This is a genomic window from Candidatus Zixiibacteriota bacterium, from assembly GCA_021159005.1.
Taxonomy (GTDB): domain Bacteria; phylum Zixibacteria; class MSB-5A5; order UBA10806; family 4484-95; genus JAGGSN01.
Genome location: JAGGSN010000136.1, coordinates 26,085 through 42,398, shown reverse-complemented (window position 1 = coordinate 42,398; position 16,314 = coordinate 26,085). Strand labels below are relative to the sequence as shown.

Annotated in this window: 6 protein-coding genes and 1 tRNA gene; all 7 read left to right on the top strand. The window is 42.4% G+C overall.

The window, feature by feature from the left end:
* Positions 1-241 precede the first annotated feature (241 nt).
* The 7 genes from J7K40_08860 (at position 242) to J7K40_08830 (ending at position 15,986) form a co-directional block, all read left to right on the top strand.
* Positions 242-2,878, top strand: a complete 2,637-nt coding sequence (locus tag J7K40_08860; protein ID MCD6162507.1) for a hypothetical protein — start codon at positions 242-244, stop codon at positions 2,876-2,878.
* Positions 2,875-5,232, top strand: a complete 2,358-nt coding sequence (locus tag J7K40_08855; protein ID MCD6162506.1) for a hypothetical protein — start codon at positions 2,875-2,877, stop codon at positions 5,230-5,232. Before J7K40_08860 ends, J7K40_08855 begins: the two co-directional genes overlap by 4 nt.
* A gap of 239 nt (positions 5,233-5,471) precedes the next feature.
* Positions 5,472-5,555 (top strand) — tRNA-Leu (locus tag J7K40_08850).
* 202 nt (positions 5,556-5,757) lie between these two features.
* Entirely contained in the window at positions 5,758-7,692 is a 1,935-nt protein-coding gene (locus tag J7K40_08845; GenBank protein MCD6162505.1) for a metallophosphoesterase family protein, read from the top strand.
* Between the two features lie 302 nt (positions 7,693-7,994).
* On the top strand, positions 7,995-8,177 hold the full coding sequence (locus J7K40_08840; GenBank protein MCD6162504.1) for a hypothetical protein: 183 nt from the start codon (positions 7,995-7,997) through the stop codon (positions 8,175-8,177).
* A 510-nt stretch (positions 8,178-8,687) separates the two neighbouring features.
* Positions 8,688-11,117 carry a hypothetical protein gene (locus tag J7K40_08835; GenBank protein ID MCD6162503.1) on the top strand — a complete coding sequence of 810 codons (2,430 nt, stop codon included), beginning with the start codon at positions 8,688-8,690 and terminating at the stop codon, positions 11,115-11,117.
* A 15-nt stretch (positions 11,118-11,132) separates the two neighbouring features.
* Positions 11,133-15,986: a hypothetical protein gene (locus J7K40_08830; GenBank protein ID MCD6162502.1), complete on the top strand. Its 4,854-nt coding sequence runs from the start codon at positions 11,133-11,135 to the stop codon at positions 15,984-15,986.
* The last annotated feature ends 328 nt before the right edge of the window (positions 15,987-16,314 follow it).

Below are 16,314 nucleotides of genomic sequence, written 5' to 3'. Positions count from 1 at the left end.
GGCTCCAGAGTTCTACTGCTTTTTAACTTGAGGGAGACCGAAGTGAGAACTTCAATAATGTATTTAACGTAATTGAAATGTAATTAAAACTACAAAATTTTGTTCATTGAATATTTACCTAAAAGGATTTTAACCAAAGATATTGCAAAGAATTTAGTATATTGTGGCTTTGGGTTGATTAAAGCAACTGAGTTTTTAGATAATAATTTATTTACTGTTTAACAATGGAGGTGAAACAGCGATGAGAAAAGTGGTAATAATTTTATTTACCCTATTGCTAATTTTTCAGGCTATGGCTATTTATGCCTGGGCTAAACCCTCGGATAAATCGGGCGGCTTGCTTCTGCAAGATGATGAGGATGTTGGAGTCTCTGCTATCGTAAGTCCTGCTGAGACAATTGTGCTTGGAGTCGCCTTTCCTCTTAAATCAGAGGTTACGAATTTTGAAGTGGGCTCTAGTACTTTTGATGTTGTATACGATATTTATATTCAGGGCACATCTACTCTGATATTGTCGGATACCGCTTCAGTAATTTTCATGCCCGGAGGCACGATTGATACTATTACTTTCAACCAGTCTTTTACTCCATCTCTCGACACAACATACCAGCTAACCTCATATACGATTCTTGCCAGCGATATACATCCAGCTAACAACACTTCATCTATTACAACATCTTTTGTTGAGTTTTTTGCTGTTTGGTACGGCAATCTTGATGGTTCGCCAGTTCAAGCTGATATAGGGAGTAGAACCGGCGTTGACTGTTTCGTCTGGTGTGGAGATGATGTTTTTGTTGCCGATGTTCATTTGTGCCTCGGTACCAACGACCTGTACATCGACAGTCTTTTATCCGTTGCCGAAGGAGAGCTTTTTTATCCTTTCACGGAATGGGATGGCGCCGAGTTTGTAGATCCGCATGGTTCTCCCCCCAATCCGGCGGGCTGGTCAAGCCAATCTTTTATCGGGTTCGCCAGATTGTCGAGTCATTCGGAAGCTCCCTGGCTTGCTGTTCATACACCGACTCATGTTTTAAGATATATGACTAAAACCAAGAACGACCCCCTTCTTATTGGCCAGACTGTTGACGCATTAGGACCAGGAGAAAATCAATTTCAGGGACCCTCGAACGCGGGTGATACTGTCGGCGGCGCCGGATATCCGGTTGTTGAGTATCACAGCGATTTTTATTTCCGCGGCGCTGGACACATAGCCGGTACCGTAACGAACGAATTAGCTCAACCGGTAATCGACATTCTTGTAGAAGACCTTGTATCCGGCAAGGTTGACATAACTGATATAAATGGGTATTACCTATTGTCCGATTTGTCTCCCGGTTCGCATGACATAAGCTTTTCGCATCCAAACCATCGCGATACGGTGGTAACCGGCGTTAATGTTATCGCCAATAGCACTACTACATTAAACGTACAGCTTGAGCCTCTGCCTTTTGACGATGTGGGCGTTTCCGGCATTATCAGCCCGCCGCAGTTTGTACAGCTTAATACCGAATACCCCCTTAAATCGGAAATCGTTAATTATGGAACTGCAATAAGCACCTTTGATGTTGTTTTTGAGGCTTATATGCTGGCTTCTCCTACGCCGATGTTTGTTGATACGGTTACTGTTGTCGATATGGTTGGCGGTACAGTAGACACCGTTGCTTTCGATAGCACGCTATATACCTCAAATGATACGACTTACAACTTTATTTCATACACAATTCTGCCCGCGGATGTGGACGCCAGCAACGACTCGGCGACATCATCAAGCTCAATATTTTTTGGTGTGTCTGCTTGGTATGGCAATATCGACAGCTCTCCATTAACAGGCTATTTGGACGACGAACTTGAGGTTGATGTTTATATACAAACGATTGAATCGATTTATCTTTCCTACATTCATTTATGTTTGGGTACTGATGATCATTCTATTGCCGACCATTTGAGCCAGGATAAAGGACAGGTATATTATCCTTTCACACAATGGGATGTCGCTTTATTCTCTTCGTCTTATGGGTCGCCTCCGAATCCTGAAGATTGGTCGAGCCAATCGTTCTGGGGAATTAGCAGCATAGGATCACAACCAAATCCATGGCTTCACGAGGTGATTCCAACCAAAGTTCTTACATTCGTTGTTCAGACTGTTAATGATCCGACACTTGTTCTGGATACAGTTGATTGTTTTGGAGCGGGATTAAATCCGTCTTTGGGACCTTCCAGCGCCAGCGATACTTTAATTTCGCAGAACTATCCAGTAATAGAAGTATTCAGCCCGGTATTTTTCAAAGCTTATGGTTCTATTGCGGGAACAGTTCTTGATGAAATGGGATATCCGATTGAAGACTGTTATATAACAGCCATACCTTCATCTATAGACGACAGCACTGATGCGATTGGCAGCTATTTCCTCGATAGCCTTATCGTTGGTACTTATGACGTACTGTTCTCACACGAGGTTTACCGTGATACGGTAGTTGCCGGTGTGAGTGTTTTAAACAGGCAGGTTACAATCCTCGATATGGTTATGAAATTCCCTTGCGACTATGTTCCTGGTGATATCAACGGCGATGATATAGTTATTGGCGGAGATATTACCTATGGAGTCCGTTATCTTAAAGGTATTGGTCAACCGCCTCCTGATAGCTGTTACAATGGCTATACGGACGAATGGCTGTACGCGGCGGCTGATGTAAATGGCGATTGCATCTTTATGGGCTCGGATATTATCTATTTGGTGGAGTATTTCAAGGGTAATAATCCGCCGCCTCAATTTTGCCCCCAAACACCGCCTCCTTCTGCTTTGATGGTTACTTATATTGATAATAAAACACCATTAATCATACCCAAGAATAGTGCTTCAATGGAGGATAAAAAATGAAAAAATTTATACTGGTAATTGCTGTCATGGTATTTGCTATAGGATCGATTATTACCCGGGCAAGTGAGCAAAATGTATCAAGCAATTACTCGGCATATTTAACCGCCAAAAATCCATCCCTAATCGAGAAGGCTTCATTGCCGGAGCGGTTAATAGCTGAAGCTAATGGCAATAATGGGCAGGATAACATCGCCTTAGACATTCCACTAAACGATGAATGCATCGACGCCGAGCAAATAAACAGCCCGTTTCCGGCAAATGTTTATGGAACGACCATTGATGCAACAATCGATTGCCCTGACGGTTTTGGTGAAGCTGCGGTTTGGTATAAATTTGATGTCAATTCAGCCTGGAATGAAGTAACCATCGATTATTGTCTGACTGAAAATGACCAGATTGATTACAGCGCAAGTCTTCTCTATGCTGATTGCCCCTCCGGCGGTATTGAGTGCGCCGACTATATCGAAGCTTATCAATACTACGAAACATACTGCTCTAATGGTTATACGAATGCTCAGGTGAGATGGCTTGGTCTTCCCGGGCCGGCAACATACTATCTTCCTGTTTATTTTAATGTTGCCTCCGATTTCGGATTCACTATCGACATTACCGAATACACTCAAGCAGTCGTTACCTGTCCGGGCGGTGCGCAGATGGAAACAGAAGCTTGCGGCGATGATGACAATAGCGGTTGTTTAATGCCTTCGGGTTATGAACAGTTCGAGTCGATAGATTGTGATACCGATATTTGCGGCACGTATTGGTCAAATTTCCACACGCGCGATATGGATTGGTACGAAATCATTTTAACTACTCGCGGTTTTATTAATTGGTCGGCGGTTGGTGAAGCCCCCACCAGAATCTGGATATATAATGGTACCGGCGGATGCGATGGCATCTTCCTCGGTTCGGATGCTGCCGAACCCGGCCTAACTGCAAACCTTGAACTGGAGCTTGAAGCTGGCACGTATTGGCTAGTTGTCGGTGTTGATGGCTGGTTTGATATGCCCTGTGATGGAAGCGGCATGTTTACAAACGATTATATCGCTAATGCAACCTGCGAACCGGGAATACCTGTTTTTTCAGTTACTCCCACCGTTGTTTATGGCGAGGCGCTTGAAGGATTCACCGATACCGAGATTTTAACCGTTTCCAATATCGGCACGGGACGGCTAAATTTTATTGCCGAAGCTACGCAAAATGTTACCATAGTTTTATCCGATAACAGAGGTTCGCAGCATGCAATCGATAATAATTCGGTTGATATTCACAGTCTTCTAAGTCCTTATGCTCCTGAGAATATCGAGGCTTTATATCAGAATATGCCTGTTTCGACTGATGATATTTTTGAGCCGGATGAAATAATCATGAGTCTCGATTGTCCTATTGACGGCATCGCGGAAGCTGAAGCGTGCGGGGATGATATAAATGGCGGCTGCGCCATGTTCCCCGGCTCTGAAGCGTTCGAAACGGTTGACTGCAATACAATATTATGCGGGACAAGCTGGTCGGATGGTTCCACTCGCGACACTGATTGGTTTACATTAACCTTGACTGAATCTACTTTGCTTTATTACTCTATTACGGCTGATTTCCCTCTCCTTACTTTCATAATCAAGCCTGGTTCTCCCGGTGATGAATGTGATGATTTTCAGGCATTATATTTTGCCAGCGCAGTTGCCGGCGATACTACCAGCATAATCAGCAGTCTGCCTCCGGGAACATACTGGATATGGGTTGGGCCTGCCGCCTGGTATAATCAACCATGCGATGGGACAGGTGATTTTGGCAATGACTATGTTGCCTGGATAAACTGTGAACCGCCGTGGCTTACTATTGATATTTTAAGCGGTACTATTCATGAGGGCGATCCTGATATTGATATTGAAGTTTTGATGGATGCGACAGACCTTGAACCCGGTACTTACACCGGAATGGTTACATTTTACTCAAACGATCAAACCAACTCACCTTTTGAGGTTCCGGTTACATTTGTTGTCGATGAAGTATATGGTTATTTGCCTGGCGATGCTAACATGGGTACAGGTATTTGGCCTGCAGAAGTATCCGGCGCGGATGTTGTTTACTTAGTGAACTACTTCTATGAAGGGCAATCGGATCCTTGCCTTTATGGGACTTTCTGGGCCTCTGCTGATGCTAACGGCGATTGTATAATCATGGGAAGTGATGTGATTTATTTGGTCAGGTATTTCAGGGGAGGCAACTCCGGGCCATTATACTGTCCTTATTATCCCTGTATTCCACCGATTGAGGAAACATATCCGGATTGCATTCCCACACCAGCGATTTCTGATGAAATAATTGAGCAAACAGGAGAAGTCGGAATGCATTAACATCTTGTTGTATAATGTAATACGCAACATATCTTAAAGTTATGCTTTAACCTCAGGATGGCAACATAAGGTCATCCTGAGGTTTTTTTATAGCACCAGAATACTCTACTTGCAGCTGATGCTGGTGCGTGATGATTCGTTGATTAATATAGTTAGTTGTCTGACGTTTAGGGAAAATCATGGAAAAATAAATCTTGCGGGTATAGTTATGAATTACTATAATAATAGCTGTTAATACAGCCGGAGTGGTGGAATTGGCAGACACGCTGTGTTCAGGGCGCAGTGTTCGCAAGATCGTGTGGGTTCGAATCCCACCTCCGGCAGTTGATTTCAGTCTTAAGTAAATTATTGGAGTACAACACTATCGCATTGAATTACAGGCAATTAACCGTGTAATTACTCATTGATATTTGACAACATTTATAAATATTTCTACTTGCTTTATCCCTTGATTAGGTTTATTATAAGATTAGAAGTTAACTTGCTAGCTTAAAGATATAGTCTTAACTGTTGAGAGGATTAAATATGATTAAATTTGATAGATTTTACGCGCCTGAAATAATTATAATTGTTATAATAATCTCTGCTGCGCTTTTTTCATCAACAGAGCTATTGGCGCATATGTCCCCCTACTTGCAAACACCGACGCCCAATTCAATATATGTCTGCTGGCATTCAGCCGACTCTACCGAACCAATGGTAGAATACGGAACTACTCCGGCCTTAGGATTCTCACAAACCGGCGATTATCATTTTTTCGATGAGGCTACAATCTGGAACTTTGTAAGACTGACAAACCTTGAGCCTAATACAGACTATTATTACCGCTGCGTTAGCGATACGGCAGTATCAATAATAGAAACATTTCATTCGCAACCTTTAAATAGCGAAGACGTTGATATTAGATTTGCAGTTATTGGCGATACCAGAACATACATAGCCCAGCATACGGAAGTTATAAATGCTATGCGAACTAAGGTTATTGAGTTGTACGGCGATTCTGTATATCATCAGATTAATGTTATCCTCAATGTTGGCGATATTGTAGGCAATGGCTTATCATTACCTCAGTATGTTGCTGAATTCTTTAATCCTATTAATTCGGTATCACCTCAAGTACCTTTTATGGTTAGCATTGGCAATCACGAAGCAGAGGCAAGCTATTATTATGATTACATGAAATATGAAATAATCGGAGGGTCTGAAGGCGAATTATATTACTCTTTTCGAATTAGCTCGGTGTTATTTATAGCGCTTAACAGCAATACGCAGGGAGCAACTCAGATTAACTGGCTGGAGGAGCTGCTTAATGATTCGGATAATAATGATGAAATCGATTGGATTATTGTATTTGTTCATCACCCGGGACACAGCGAAATCTGGCCTAATGGCAATACTGCCTGGACTCAAGATGAAGTTATACCTTTGCTGTCTCAGTTTGAAAAGGTTGAATTATTCTTTTATGGGCATTCCCATAACTATGAACGCGGCGCCAGCTTGGAAAGCAATTTGAGGATAATACTTCAAGGCGGCGGTGGATGCGCTTTAGCTCGATGGGGCATGTACGACAATCAAACGGATTACCCCGAGATTCATCGCGCTCATGATTATTATGGCTATACATTAGTAGAAATAGATAATACTAATAAATCTTATATGGCTCGCAGCTACTCTCTTGGACATGAAGATATGCCAATGAATAACGTCCTATTTGACTCCTTTGGCCGTGATAGAAACAGTGAACCGCCGGAAACTCCTTATGCCTTAGAACCGGCGCGCCAGGCAATTGAACCGGTTACATTAATGGGTTCTGCTTATGATGTCGGCACTGAGCCAATTATGAGTTCTCATTTCCAACTAACGGAAGTTCAGAATGATTGGTCAAGTCCAATTGTGGAGAGCGTTCGGGATTGGGAAAACATATACGGTGATAGCGGCCCGCCATTTTATGAACCAATCGATCTTAATGAGGGTATTGATTTGACTCAGCTATCAGTAGAAAATGGAATACTACAACTTGACCAGACATACTGGTGGCGCATCAGGTATAGAAACCAAAATCTGCTATGGTCAGAATGGTCGCAGATTCAAGAATTTGAGTTAGTCGATTCGATTTCGATTCTCGCATATCTTCCCGGCGATGTAAATATGGCAAACGGTCTCTGGCCGCCTACGATCATTGGCAGTGATGTAATCTACTTAGTTAATTATTTCAGAGGTTCTTCTTCCAGCATGCCGTGTTTTTTAGGAGGCTTCTGGGCTTCTGCTGACGCTAATGGCGATTGCAATATCATTGGCAGCGATGTTACCAGGTTGGTTAATTATTTCAAGGGAATAAACACTATTGAATATTGCACTGATTATGAACCGGCCTGGCTAACTCCTGATGAGTTGCCGGCTGAAGCGCCTGATGGCTGGCCGAATTGTGAACAACGCTTTAAAATTAGTAATAAGGAATAAGGGATTGACAAAAAAAAGACAATAACCATCCCAATTATGTCCCAGTTACCGTAACTCTATATTCTATATTACATATTTTAGAACCGAATCCCACCTCCGGCATTGTTAATTCTTTAAACAGTAATACATTACAACAACTAACTATCGGGCATAGCGATTCAAAAAGCTATTTTCATTATCTTGCCAGTCGGTTTCCTTTAAGGATGGAGAAAGCTGGAAGTTTAGCTTGAATAAAACTGCTGCAGATGTGTATAAAGTATTAAAGTCTATTATCGGATAACTATTTTGATTGGAGGTCTGTGATGTTTGTGCTTGAAAAAAGAGATGATTTAATACCTATCTGCCCTCACTGTAAGGCAGAACTGACCAAAGTGGCTTATCAGGAGTTGAAAGGTGACTTAGGCAAGCGATGTATTTATTTTTGTCCTAATTGTAAAGCCTGTTTGGGTATATCTCATCGTAAAGGCTTGACTATGGGGCTTTAGCCTGTTATAAAACTATTGCAAGTATTGTCAGGTCCTCGCACCTGACAATAAATCACCGTTATGCAAACGCTGTCGCGTAAAGTCTTTCGATAGCACAATATTATTGATGTTATGCGTAATTTGAGATAAATATTTCATTATATTTGCGTTCAAAGCTAATCCAATGCTGATGTTTCGCCGATTTAATTAAAATAATGGATATTTATAGAACTAACACAACATACAATTAAAAGTGTTGACAAATAATGATATTTTTACTAAATTATGGTTGATAAAGTTTAATGATAATGCTGTTAACCTCAGTGAGTTTATGTTGGTGTATTATAATACTCAAATACTGCGAATAATTCAAAATACTCAGTATTTAAATTATTCCTTTCAAAAACTCTTTACTATGAGGTCTCAGGCACAGAACAATTCAATATTTCAAAATAATATAGTAAGATTATGCTAAATAATAATCATTAAAAACTGCTTTAAATCTGCATGGGTCTAGGGAGGATGGATAAAATGAGATTGCCAACTGAGATGTCAATTTATCCCGGGGAGAAAAGCAACTACACAAAAATTCTATTAACGATTCTGCCAACGATGATATTTGTTATCTTGTTGTCAGGGTTTGCTTTCAGTCAGGGGATTTTAGATGATAAGTGGCATACTTATCAGGAAGTACTTGATACGCTAACCGATTTGCGGGATTCTCATCCGGAAATACTATATTTAGACACGCTTGGCTTCTCAACCCGCGACAGTATCCCAATGCTCAGACTTAAAATATCGGACAATCCATCTATCGATGAGGACGAGCCGGTGATTTTTCTTGATGGCGGGGTGCATGCCGATGAACTTCTAAGCGTTGAGGTTATCGTAAATTTCGTACAGGATATAGTCAGCAAGTATGACCAGGGCAATCCTACTATTATAGGCTATATTCAGGCTATGGAAATATTTGCCATTCCATTTGTCAATCCTGAAGGGCATCTCGTTGTTGAATCTGGCGACCTTGATTGGCGCAAGAATAAAAGCGACAACGACACCAACAGCGTTTTCGATTACCATGACGGGGTTGATAACAACCGCAACTATGATTTCGGTTGGAGTATTGACGGAAGCACCAATAGCAATGTGCCGGAAAGCCTGATGTTTAAAGGCTACTATCCGTTCTCAGAATCAGAAAACAGGGCTATGAGAGATTTTGGCTGGCAATATCGGCCGGTTATTGCTATGGATTATCATACTCCAACTTATGGCAGACCAAACTGTGCATATTACCCATGGTATTGGTATCCCAGTCAAGGAGGTCATGGATATTGCCCTGATGAAGATTTATTGCATACTATTTGTGAAGAATTCACATCTTTGATACTGCCAATCCCCGATACAACATCCGACCCCGGCGGGATGTATGATGCCAGGCGCGGTCTGGTCAACAAAGGCGATTTCAAGACTTACTTTTACGGTAATTTCGGCACCGCGGCATTTACAGTGGAAATATCAGACACTACAATCCAGGATACTTCATTAGTCGATTCGATAGTAGCGGCGCATCTTCCCGGCCAGTATTACCTTCTGGAACGAGCCTTGGGACCGGGGATAACCGGCATTATCAGGGATTCGATATCGCTTGAGCCGCTTGAGGCTGAAGTGCAAGTGTTGGAACACATTAACGAGGATATAAATCCGCGATTGTCGCGTCCCGATTTTGGCCGCTATCACCGTCTGCTTCTACCGGGCACATACACTTTACGGTTTATCAAGGATGGCTACTATACAAAAACGATTTCCGGTGTAGCTGTAGGTTCGAGCGTGCCTGCTGTTACCGATGTCTTGCTTCAGCCTGAAAATCCAACGCCGCCGACTCCCGTATTAATCTATCCAATAAACGATACGGTTAATGCCGCTTTTATAACTTTTGATTGGGAGAACTCTGTCGGCGCTACCGGCTATGTATTCGAACTTGCCGATAATGTATCATTTAATCCATTGCTGGAATATGATTCTACGGCAGCGCAATCGGAATATACGAACACTTCCTCTCTTGAAGAGGGAGTTTACTACTGGCGAGCAGCAGCATATAACGGCAACGGCTATTCTGCTCCATCGCCAGCTGCTTCATTCACAGTTGAATTCATACTGCCTACACCGGAGCTTTATGAACCCGAGGATGACGACACATTATCATCGCCGTATATTAATTTCGACTGGCAGGACGTGCCAGCCGGCACTACTATTTATATATTTGAATTAGCTGAGGATGTTCAATTTAACAATATGGTAGAATACGATTCTTTAGTGCCGCCATCTGAGTATGCTAATGTTGCGCCTCTTGAGAATGGCGAATATTTCTGGCGAGTTACCGCTTTTGATGGGTATCGCTATTCCGACCCCTCTTCCCCGTTTCACTTTACTATTGACTTGCTATTGCCGACGCCGGTTTTAGAAACGCCTGAAGATGGCGATACACTGTCAACGCAATTTATCGACTTCGACTGGCAGGATGTGCCAGCCGGCACTACTATTTATATTTTCGAACTTGCTGAAGATATTGAATTCGGCAGTATAGTTGAATGTGATTCCGCAGTGCCGCCATCTGAATATACTAATGTTGCGCCTCTTGAAAATGGTTCATATTTCTGGCGGGTAACTGCAGTTGATGGGATTAATTATTCTGATCCTTCCGAGCCGTTTCAATTTACAGTTGACACTTTGACGGTATTTTATATGCCGGGAGATGCTAATGGTGATGAGGCGATAATCGGTTCGGATGTTACGTTCTTAGTTAATTATTTCCGCGGCGGATCAGCTCCGCCGATTGAGGTTAACGGTTTTTATCCGGGAGCCGATGTAAATGGTGATTGCCTAAATTTAGGCAGCGATGTTATTTATCTTGTAAATTATTTCAGAGGCGGCAATCCGCCTACTGATGGAGAATGCTTTTAGCTCGAGGAGATTTCAATGAAATTAATGACAGTTATTTTAATCCTTATTCCTGTGTTGTGTTTTGGAAGTACCAATCTTACCTATGATTCCGCAGGAAAAACAGCCGCCGAAGTTACGCTATCAAACGATATGAAAACCTCGATATGTTTTTCATTAAGCGGATTGACGCTTGAGCCTGTCGATATTGCCGGCAAGGAATTTTCTAAAATTCTACCTGTTCAATCAGAGCTTTCCGATTTTGGATTCACGCATCAGGAGGGATTGCCAAACATTCCCGTATATTCCGATTTTGTGATTATTCCCGACAGGTCTGGCGTACGCGTAAATATAATTTCATCCGAATTTGAAACCTATCAGAACATAAATGCGATGCCTTCTCAGCCTTTTGCTCTTGAATCGGGCGAGCAGGAAATGTCGTTTGTGTTTAATGAATCATTTTATCAGAAAGATGCTTTTTACCCCGAACAGTTAGTTGAATTAAGCGAACCGATGATAATGAGAGATTTTCGCTTTGTGCAAACTAATATCAATCCTGTTCAGTATAATCCCGCAACTAAGGAAATGCGCGTATATACATCGGTGGAATATGAGCTGATTTATGAAGGCGTCGATGAGCGAAATCTCAAGGTTAGAAACAACTATAATATCTCGGAAGCGTTTTTGCCGATTTACGAAAGCGTATTCAGCAATGCCGACTTAATCCTTTCTGATTATGAAGTGGTTAGAGGCGGCTATTTAATTATAACGCCCAACAACATGAGTTTTGCAGATACTATCGCAGCATTGGCAAGATGGAAACATCTGAAAGGCTACCCTACCCGGATTGTTGAATCCGATGAGATAACGCCCACAGGTTCACCGACATATACTCAAGTTCGCAATTTTATAGTGGGCGCCTATCAGAACTGGGATTTGCCGCCTGAATATATACTCATAGTAGGCGATGAAGACCAGCGAATTCCCGATTATCCGTATTCCGGCTACACCTCAGATCATCAATATACTACTATCGATGGCAGCGATTATGTCTCAGATATTTTCCTTGCCCGCATGTCGGTTGATAACATGACCGAACTTCGCACAGCTATGTATAAGGTTTTGCGGTATGAGCAGGAACCAGATATGTCAGACCCCGGCTATTATAAACGCGGTTTGGGAGTTGCCGGCAATATTTATGCTACTTCTCCCCGCATTACTAATCTATGGGTCAGGAAATTAGCATTAGAACATGGCTACACTCAAGTAGATACAGTATTTGACTGGGGCAGCGGCGCGCCAAACTGGAGTACTATCAACACAGCTATTAATAATGGCGTTTCGTATGTTTCCTACCGCGGCTGGGCTGGCTCAAGCGGCTGGTATAATCCCAACTATACGGTATCAAATATCAACGGATTATCAAATGGCTGGAAGACCGGCATTATGGCATCGATAGTATGCGGTACTGGCAATTTCGGGTCAAACATATGCTTCGGCGAGGCTTGGATTCGCGCCGGGTCGCCGACATTCCCCAAAGGAGGCCCTTGTTTTTATGGCACTACTGATGGTAGCACACATACTGCTTGGAACAACCCGAATATGGTTGGCTTCTTCTCCGCCTTGTTTGATAAGGGCATGTATAATTTTGCCCAATTGATGTTTATGGGCAAATGGAGAATCTTTGAGGCATATCCTTCTCTTAATAGTCCTGGAAGTTATATTCAAAAATATTTCAACACCTATAACTCGCTTGGAGATCCTCAACTTGAGGTGCGCACTGAAATACCGATGACGATGACAGTTAGCTATCCGGCTAATATCCCGGTGGGAACAAATTTCCTTACCATACATGTCGCAGATAACAGCTTTCCGCTTGAGGGCGCTTACGTGAATTTAGTTAAAGGCTATGGCATAAACGAGGAAATATATGCCGGCGGCTGGACTGATAATGAGGGTAATGTTATCATACACTTTACTAATACTTCCGCCGATACGATTTTCGTTACCGCTACGGCGCGGGATTATATTCCGCATATGGGGCATTGTTTGTCAATTTCGCAAACTGTCGCTCTTGGAACCGACAGCTTAATTATCGATGATAGCGATGCCGGCGGCACTAACGGCAATAATGACGGCAAAGCTAATCCCGGCGAAACACTTGGTCTTGATATAAGACTTAAGAATTTCGGCACCTCGGTTAATGCTACCGGAATCAACGCATCGTTGACATCCGATAACCCGGCTGTTTCTATTATAACAGGTGATCAGACATATCCGAATATCAATCACGGTCAAAGCGCTTTGCCTGATGGACTGTTTATTGTCGAGCTTGACCAGGATATCCCTCATGGCGAAACTATCCTGCTTAATCTGGCAGTTACTTCAAATGAAGGCGACTGGGAGGCTGTGGTCGTTCTTGATATAAACTCGATAAAGCCCGTCTCGGTTGAGGTAAGCTATCCCGGCAATCCCAATAACCGCATAGACCCGGGCGAAACATCGAATATAGTATTATCATTCACCAATGTTGGCGGTCTTGACGGCGAGCAGATTACAGGCGCGCTTAGCTGTGAGGATAATTACGTTACCATTAACAATGCCACCGGGCAATTTGGCGATATTGATATTAACCAGTCGGGAGATAATAGCTCGACGCCGTTTAATATTTCTGTGAATACGGGGGCGTTCAACGGCAGGAATATCAATTTCACCGTTGCTTTTACATCAGATATGTCTGATATGGATGATGTATTATTCGAAAAAACATTCTCCATAGTTATCGGTTCTATCAGTTCCTATGACCCGATTGGACCGGATAATTACGGCTATTATATGTATGACAACACTGATATGGGATTCTCCGAGGCTCCCATATACGACTGGATTGAGATAAATCCGCAATATGGCGGAAGCGGCACAAGAATAACCATGCCTAATAATGACGACGCCTCAACAATAGTCAGTCTGCCTTTCGATTTCAAATACTACGGTGAGATTACCCGTAAAATAATTGTATCCACTAATGGCTTTATCGCCTTAGATACGCTTCCGTATGACAGAGCCGGCAGCTACTGGCACAACTGGGACAACTGGCCGATACCCGATCCCGGCAATGCTTGCGGACAGATTTCACCATTCTGGGATGACATGGAATCAAGCGGAAGCATTAATGGAATTTACAAATACCATGATACCGCCAATGGAATGTTTATAATCGAATGGAGCGGTTTTATTCATTCAAGAACCGGCTCGCCGGAAACATTCCAGATAATCATCTATGACGCATTAATGCACCCGACTCCAACCGGCGACTGTGAGATTGTATTCCAGTATAATGTCATTAACAATGATGACAACAACAACAGTTCTTCTCACCCGGAAGCCTATTCATCGGTTGGTTTTGAAAACTGGGACGAAGACGATGGCCTTGAGTATCAATACGATAATGTATATCATCCCGGCGCGGCAATTCTTCAAGATGGTTTAGCTATAAAAATAACCACCGCTGTTTCCGGATTGGCTGCGCCTCCTGATATGGACTACAGCCCGGAAAGCTTTGATTTAGCTTGTCAGCCTGGCGAGATTGTCGAGACTGAATTAATTATCGAAAATAACGGCGCCGGTTATCTTTTATATGCGATAGCGCCGGAGATGATTGACAACTTGTTTATAAGCGGAACTAAGCCGGCTGAAATAGCTCATCAAGCAGAACCTGCGCCAGCGCCGGCTGTTCTCGAATCAAAATCAGATGTTTTTAACGGACCCTATAATCCACCTGTTGTCTTAGACAGCGGCGGACCGGATAATTTCGGCTACACATGGATAGACTCTGACGAGCCTGGCGGTCCTGTCTATAACTGGATTGATATTAGCTCTATTGGCACACCCATCACCGGTCTTGGCGATGAATCAATGGTGGGGCCCTATTCCATCGGGTTTGCCTTTAGTTATTATGGCAATGATTGCAATTCATTCTGGGTTAATTCTAATGGCTATGCTGCTTTTTCAAACACAAGCACAACTTACAATAATGGAACTATTCCTAATACTTCAACGCCAAACGATATTCTGGCGGTTTACTGGGATGATATGAATTTTTCCAGCGGGGGCAATGCTTATCGCTACAATAACGGCGTCGATACATGCATCATCTCTTATGTAGGAGTGCCGCATTATTCTAATGACGGCTCTTTCACTTTCGAGATTATTTTGCTGAGATCAGGCAAAATAATATTCCAGTATCAGGAAGCTACCGGTTCAAATGTCAATGAGGAAACCATCGGCATCGAAAATGCTACCGGCAATGACGGCCTTCAGGTTTGTTATAATGCCGCTTATGTTCAACCCGGTTTAGCGATAGAATTTAGCTCTGCTATCAGATGGCTGTCTGTTAATCCAACCAGCAATACTCTCGAACCTTACAGCGTCGATACCATAGCCATTACCTGTGATGCTTCCGACCTTGAAGAAAACATCTATGAAGGCATACTTCATATTACAACAAACGACATCGATTATCCATCGCTTGATTTGCCGCTGATATTTAACGTTTTCATTCCGGGCGTTTGCGATTATGTGCCGGGCGATTTCAATGGCGATGGCGATGTTACTGAAGCTGATGCCACTTACGGCATGCGCTTTTTCAGAGATATTGGTGCTAATCCGCCTGATAGCTGTTGGAATGATGCTGTTAATGCTTGGCTTTATGCCGCCGCTGATGTTAATGGCAGCTGCGAGGTTTTGGGTTCCGATATATCATATCTTATTTCATATTTCAGATCCATTAACTCTGAACTATTATGGTGTCCTCAAACTCCGCCGCCGGATAGATTACGTTCCGGCAAAGACGTTATAAGGAAGTCGAGAACTATTAAAGGAAGTTCAAGATAGAATTAAATCTTATTTGGATTATTGATATTAAATAATTTCCTAAGGGAAGGAGGCTATTCGAAAAACATCTGTTGTGAATATTTGAGACAATAATCTCAAATATTATTCAGATACTATAAATTATTAAACTTCATTTGTGAACTTCAGTGAGAGTAGTTTAATCAAATGTCTGTTTATTGTTTAACTCAGACTTTTACCAGAACATCGTTTTTAAAGCGATAAGGTAGTTATTAAGTAAATAAAAACTGAATATTTCGGGGTATACGCATAAGTCATAAGGGGATTTAGGGGCGTTTTTGGAGAAGGATGAAACTTGTTGCTATTAATT

Bases quoted from the DNA above. Each gene is read 5' to 3' on its own strand.
- J7K40_08830 (MCD6162502.1), top strand. From the start codon at position 11,133: ATGAAATTAATGACAGTTATTTTAATCCTTATTCCTGTGTTGTGTTTT.
- J7K40_08840 (MCD6162504.1), top strand. From the start codon at position 7,995: ATGTTTGTGCTTGAAAAAAGAGATGATTTAATACCTATCTGCCCTCAC.
- J7K40_08845 (MCD6162505.1), top strand. From the start codon at position 5,758: ATGATTAAATTTGATAGATTTTACGCGCCTGAAATAATTATAATTGTT.
- J7K40_08855 (MCD6162506.1), top strand. From the start codon at position 2,875: ATGAAAAAATTTATACTGGTAATTGCTGTCATGGTATTTGCTATAGGA.
- J7K40_08835 (MCD6162503.1), top strand. From the start codon at position 8,688: ATGAGATTGCCAACTGAGATGTCAATTTATCCCGGGGAGAAAAGCAAC.
- J7K40_08860 (MCD6162507.1), top strand. From the start codon at position 242: ATGAGAAAAGTGGTAATAATTTTATTTACCCTATTGCTAATTTTTCAG.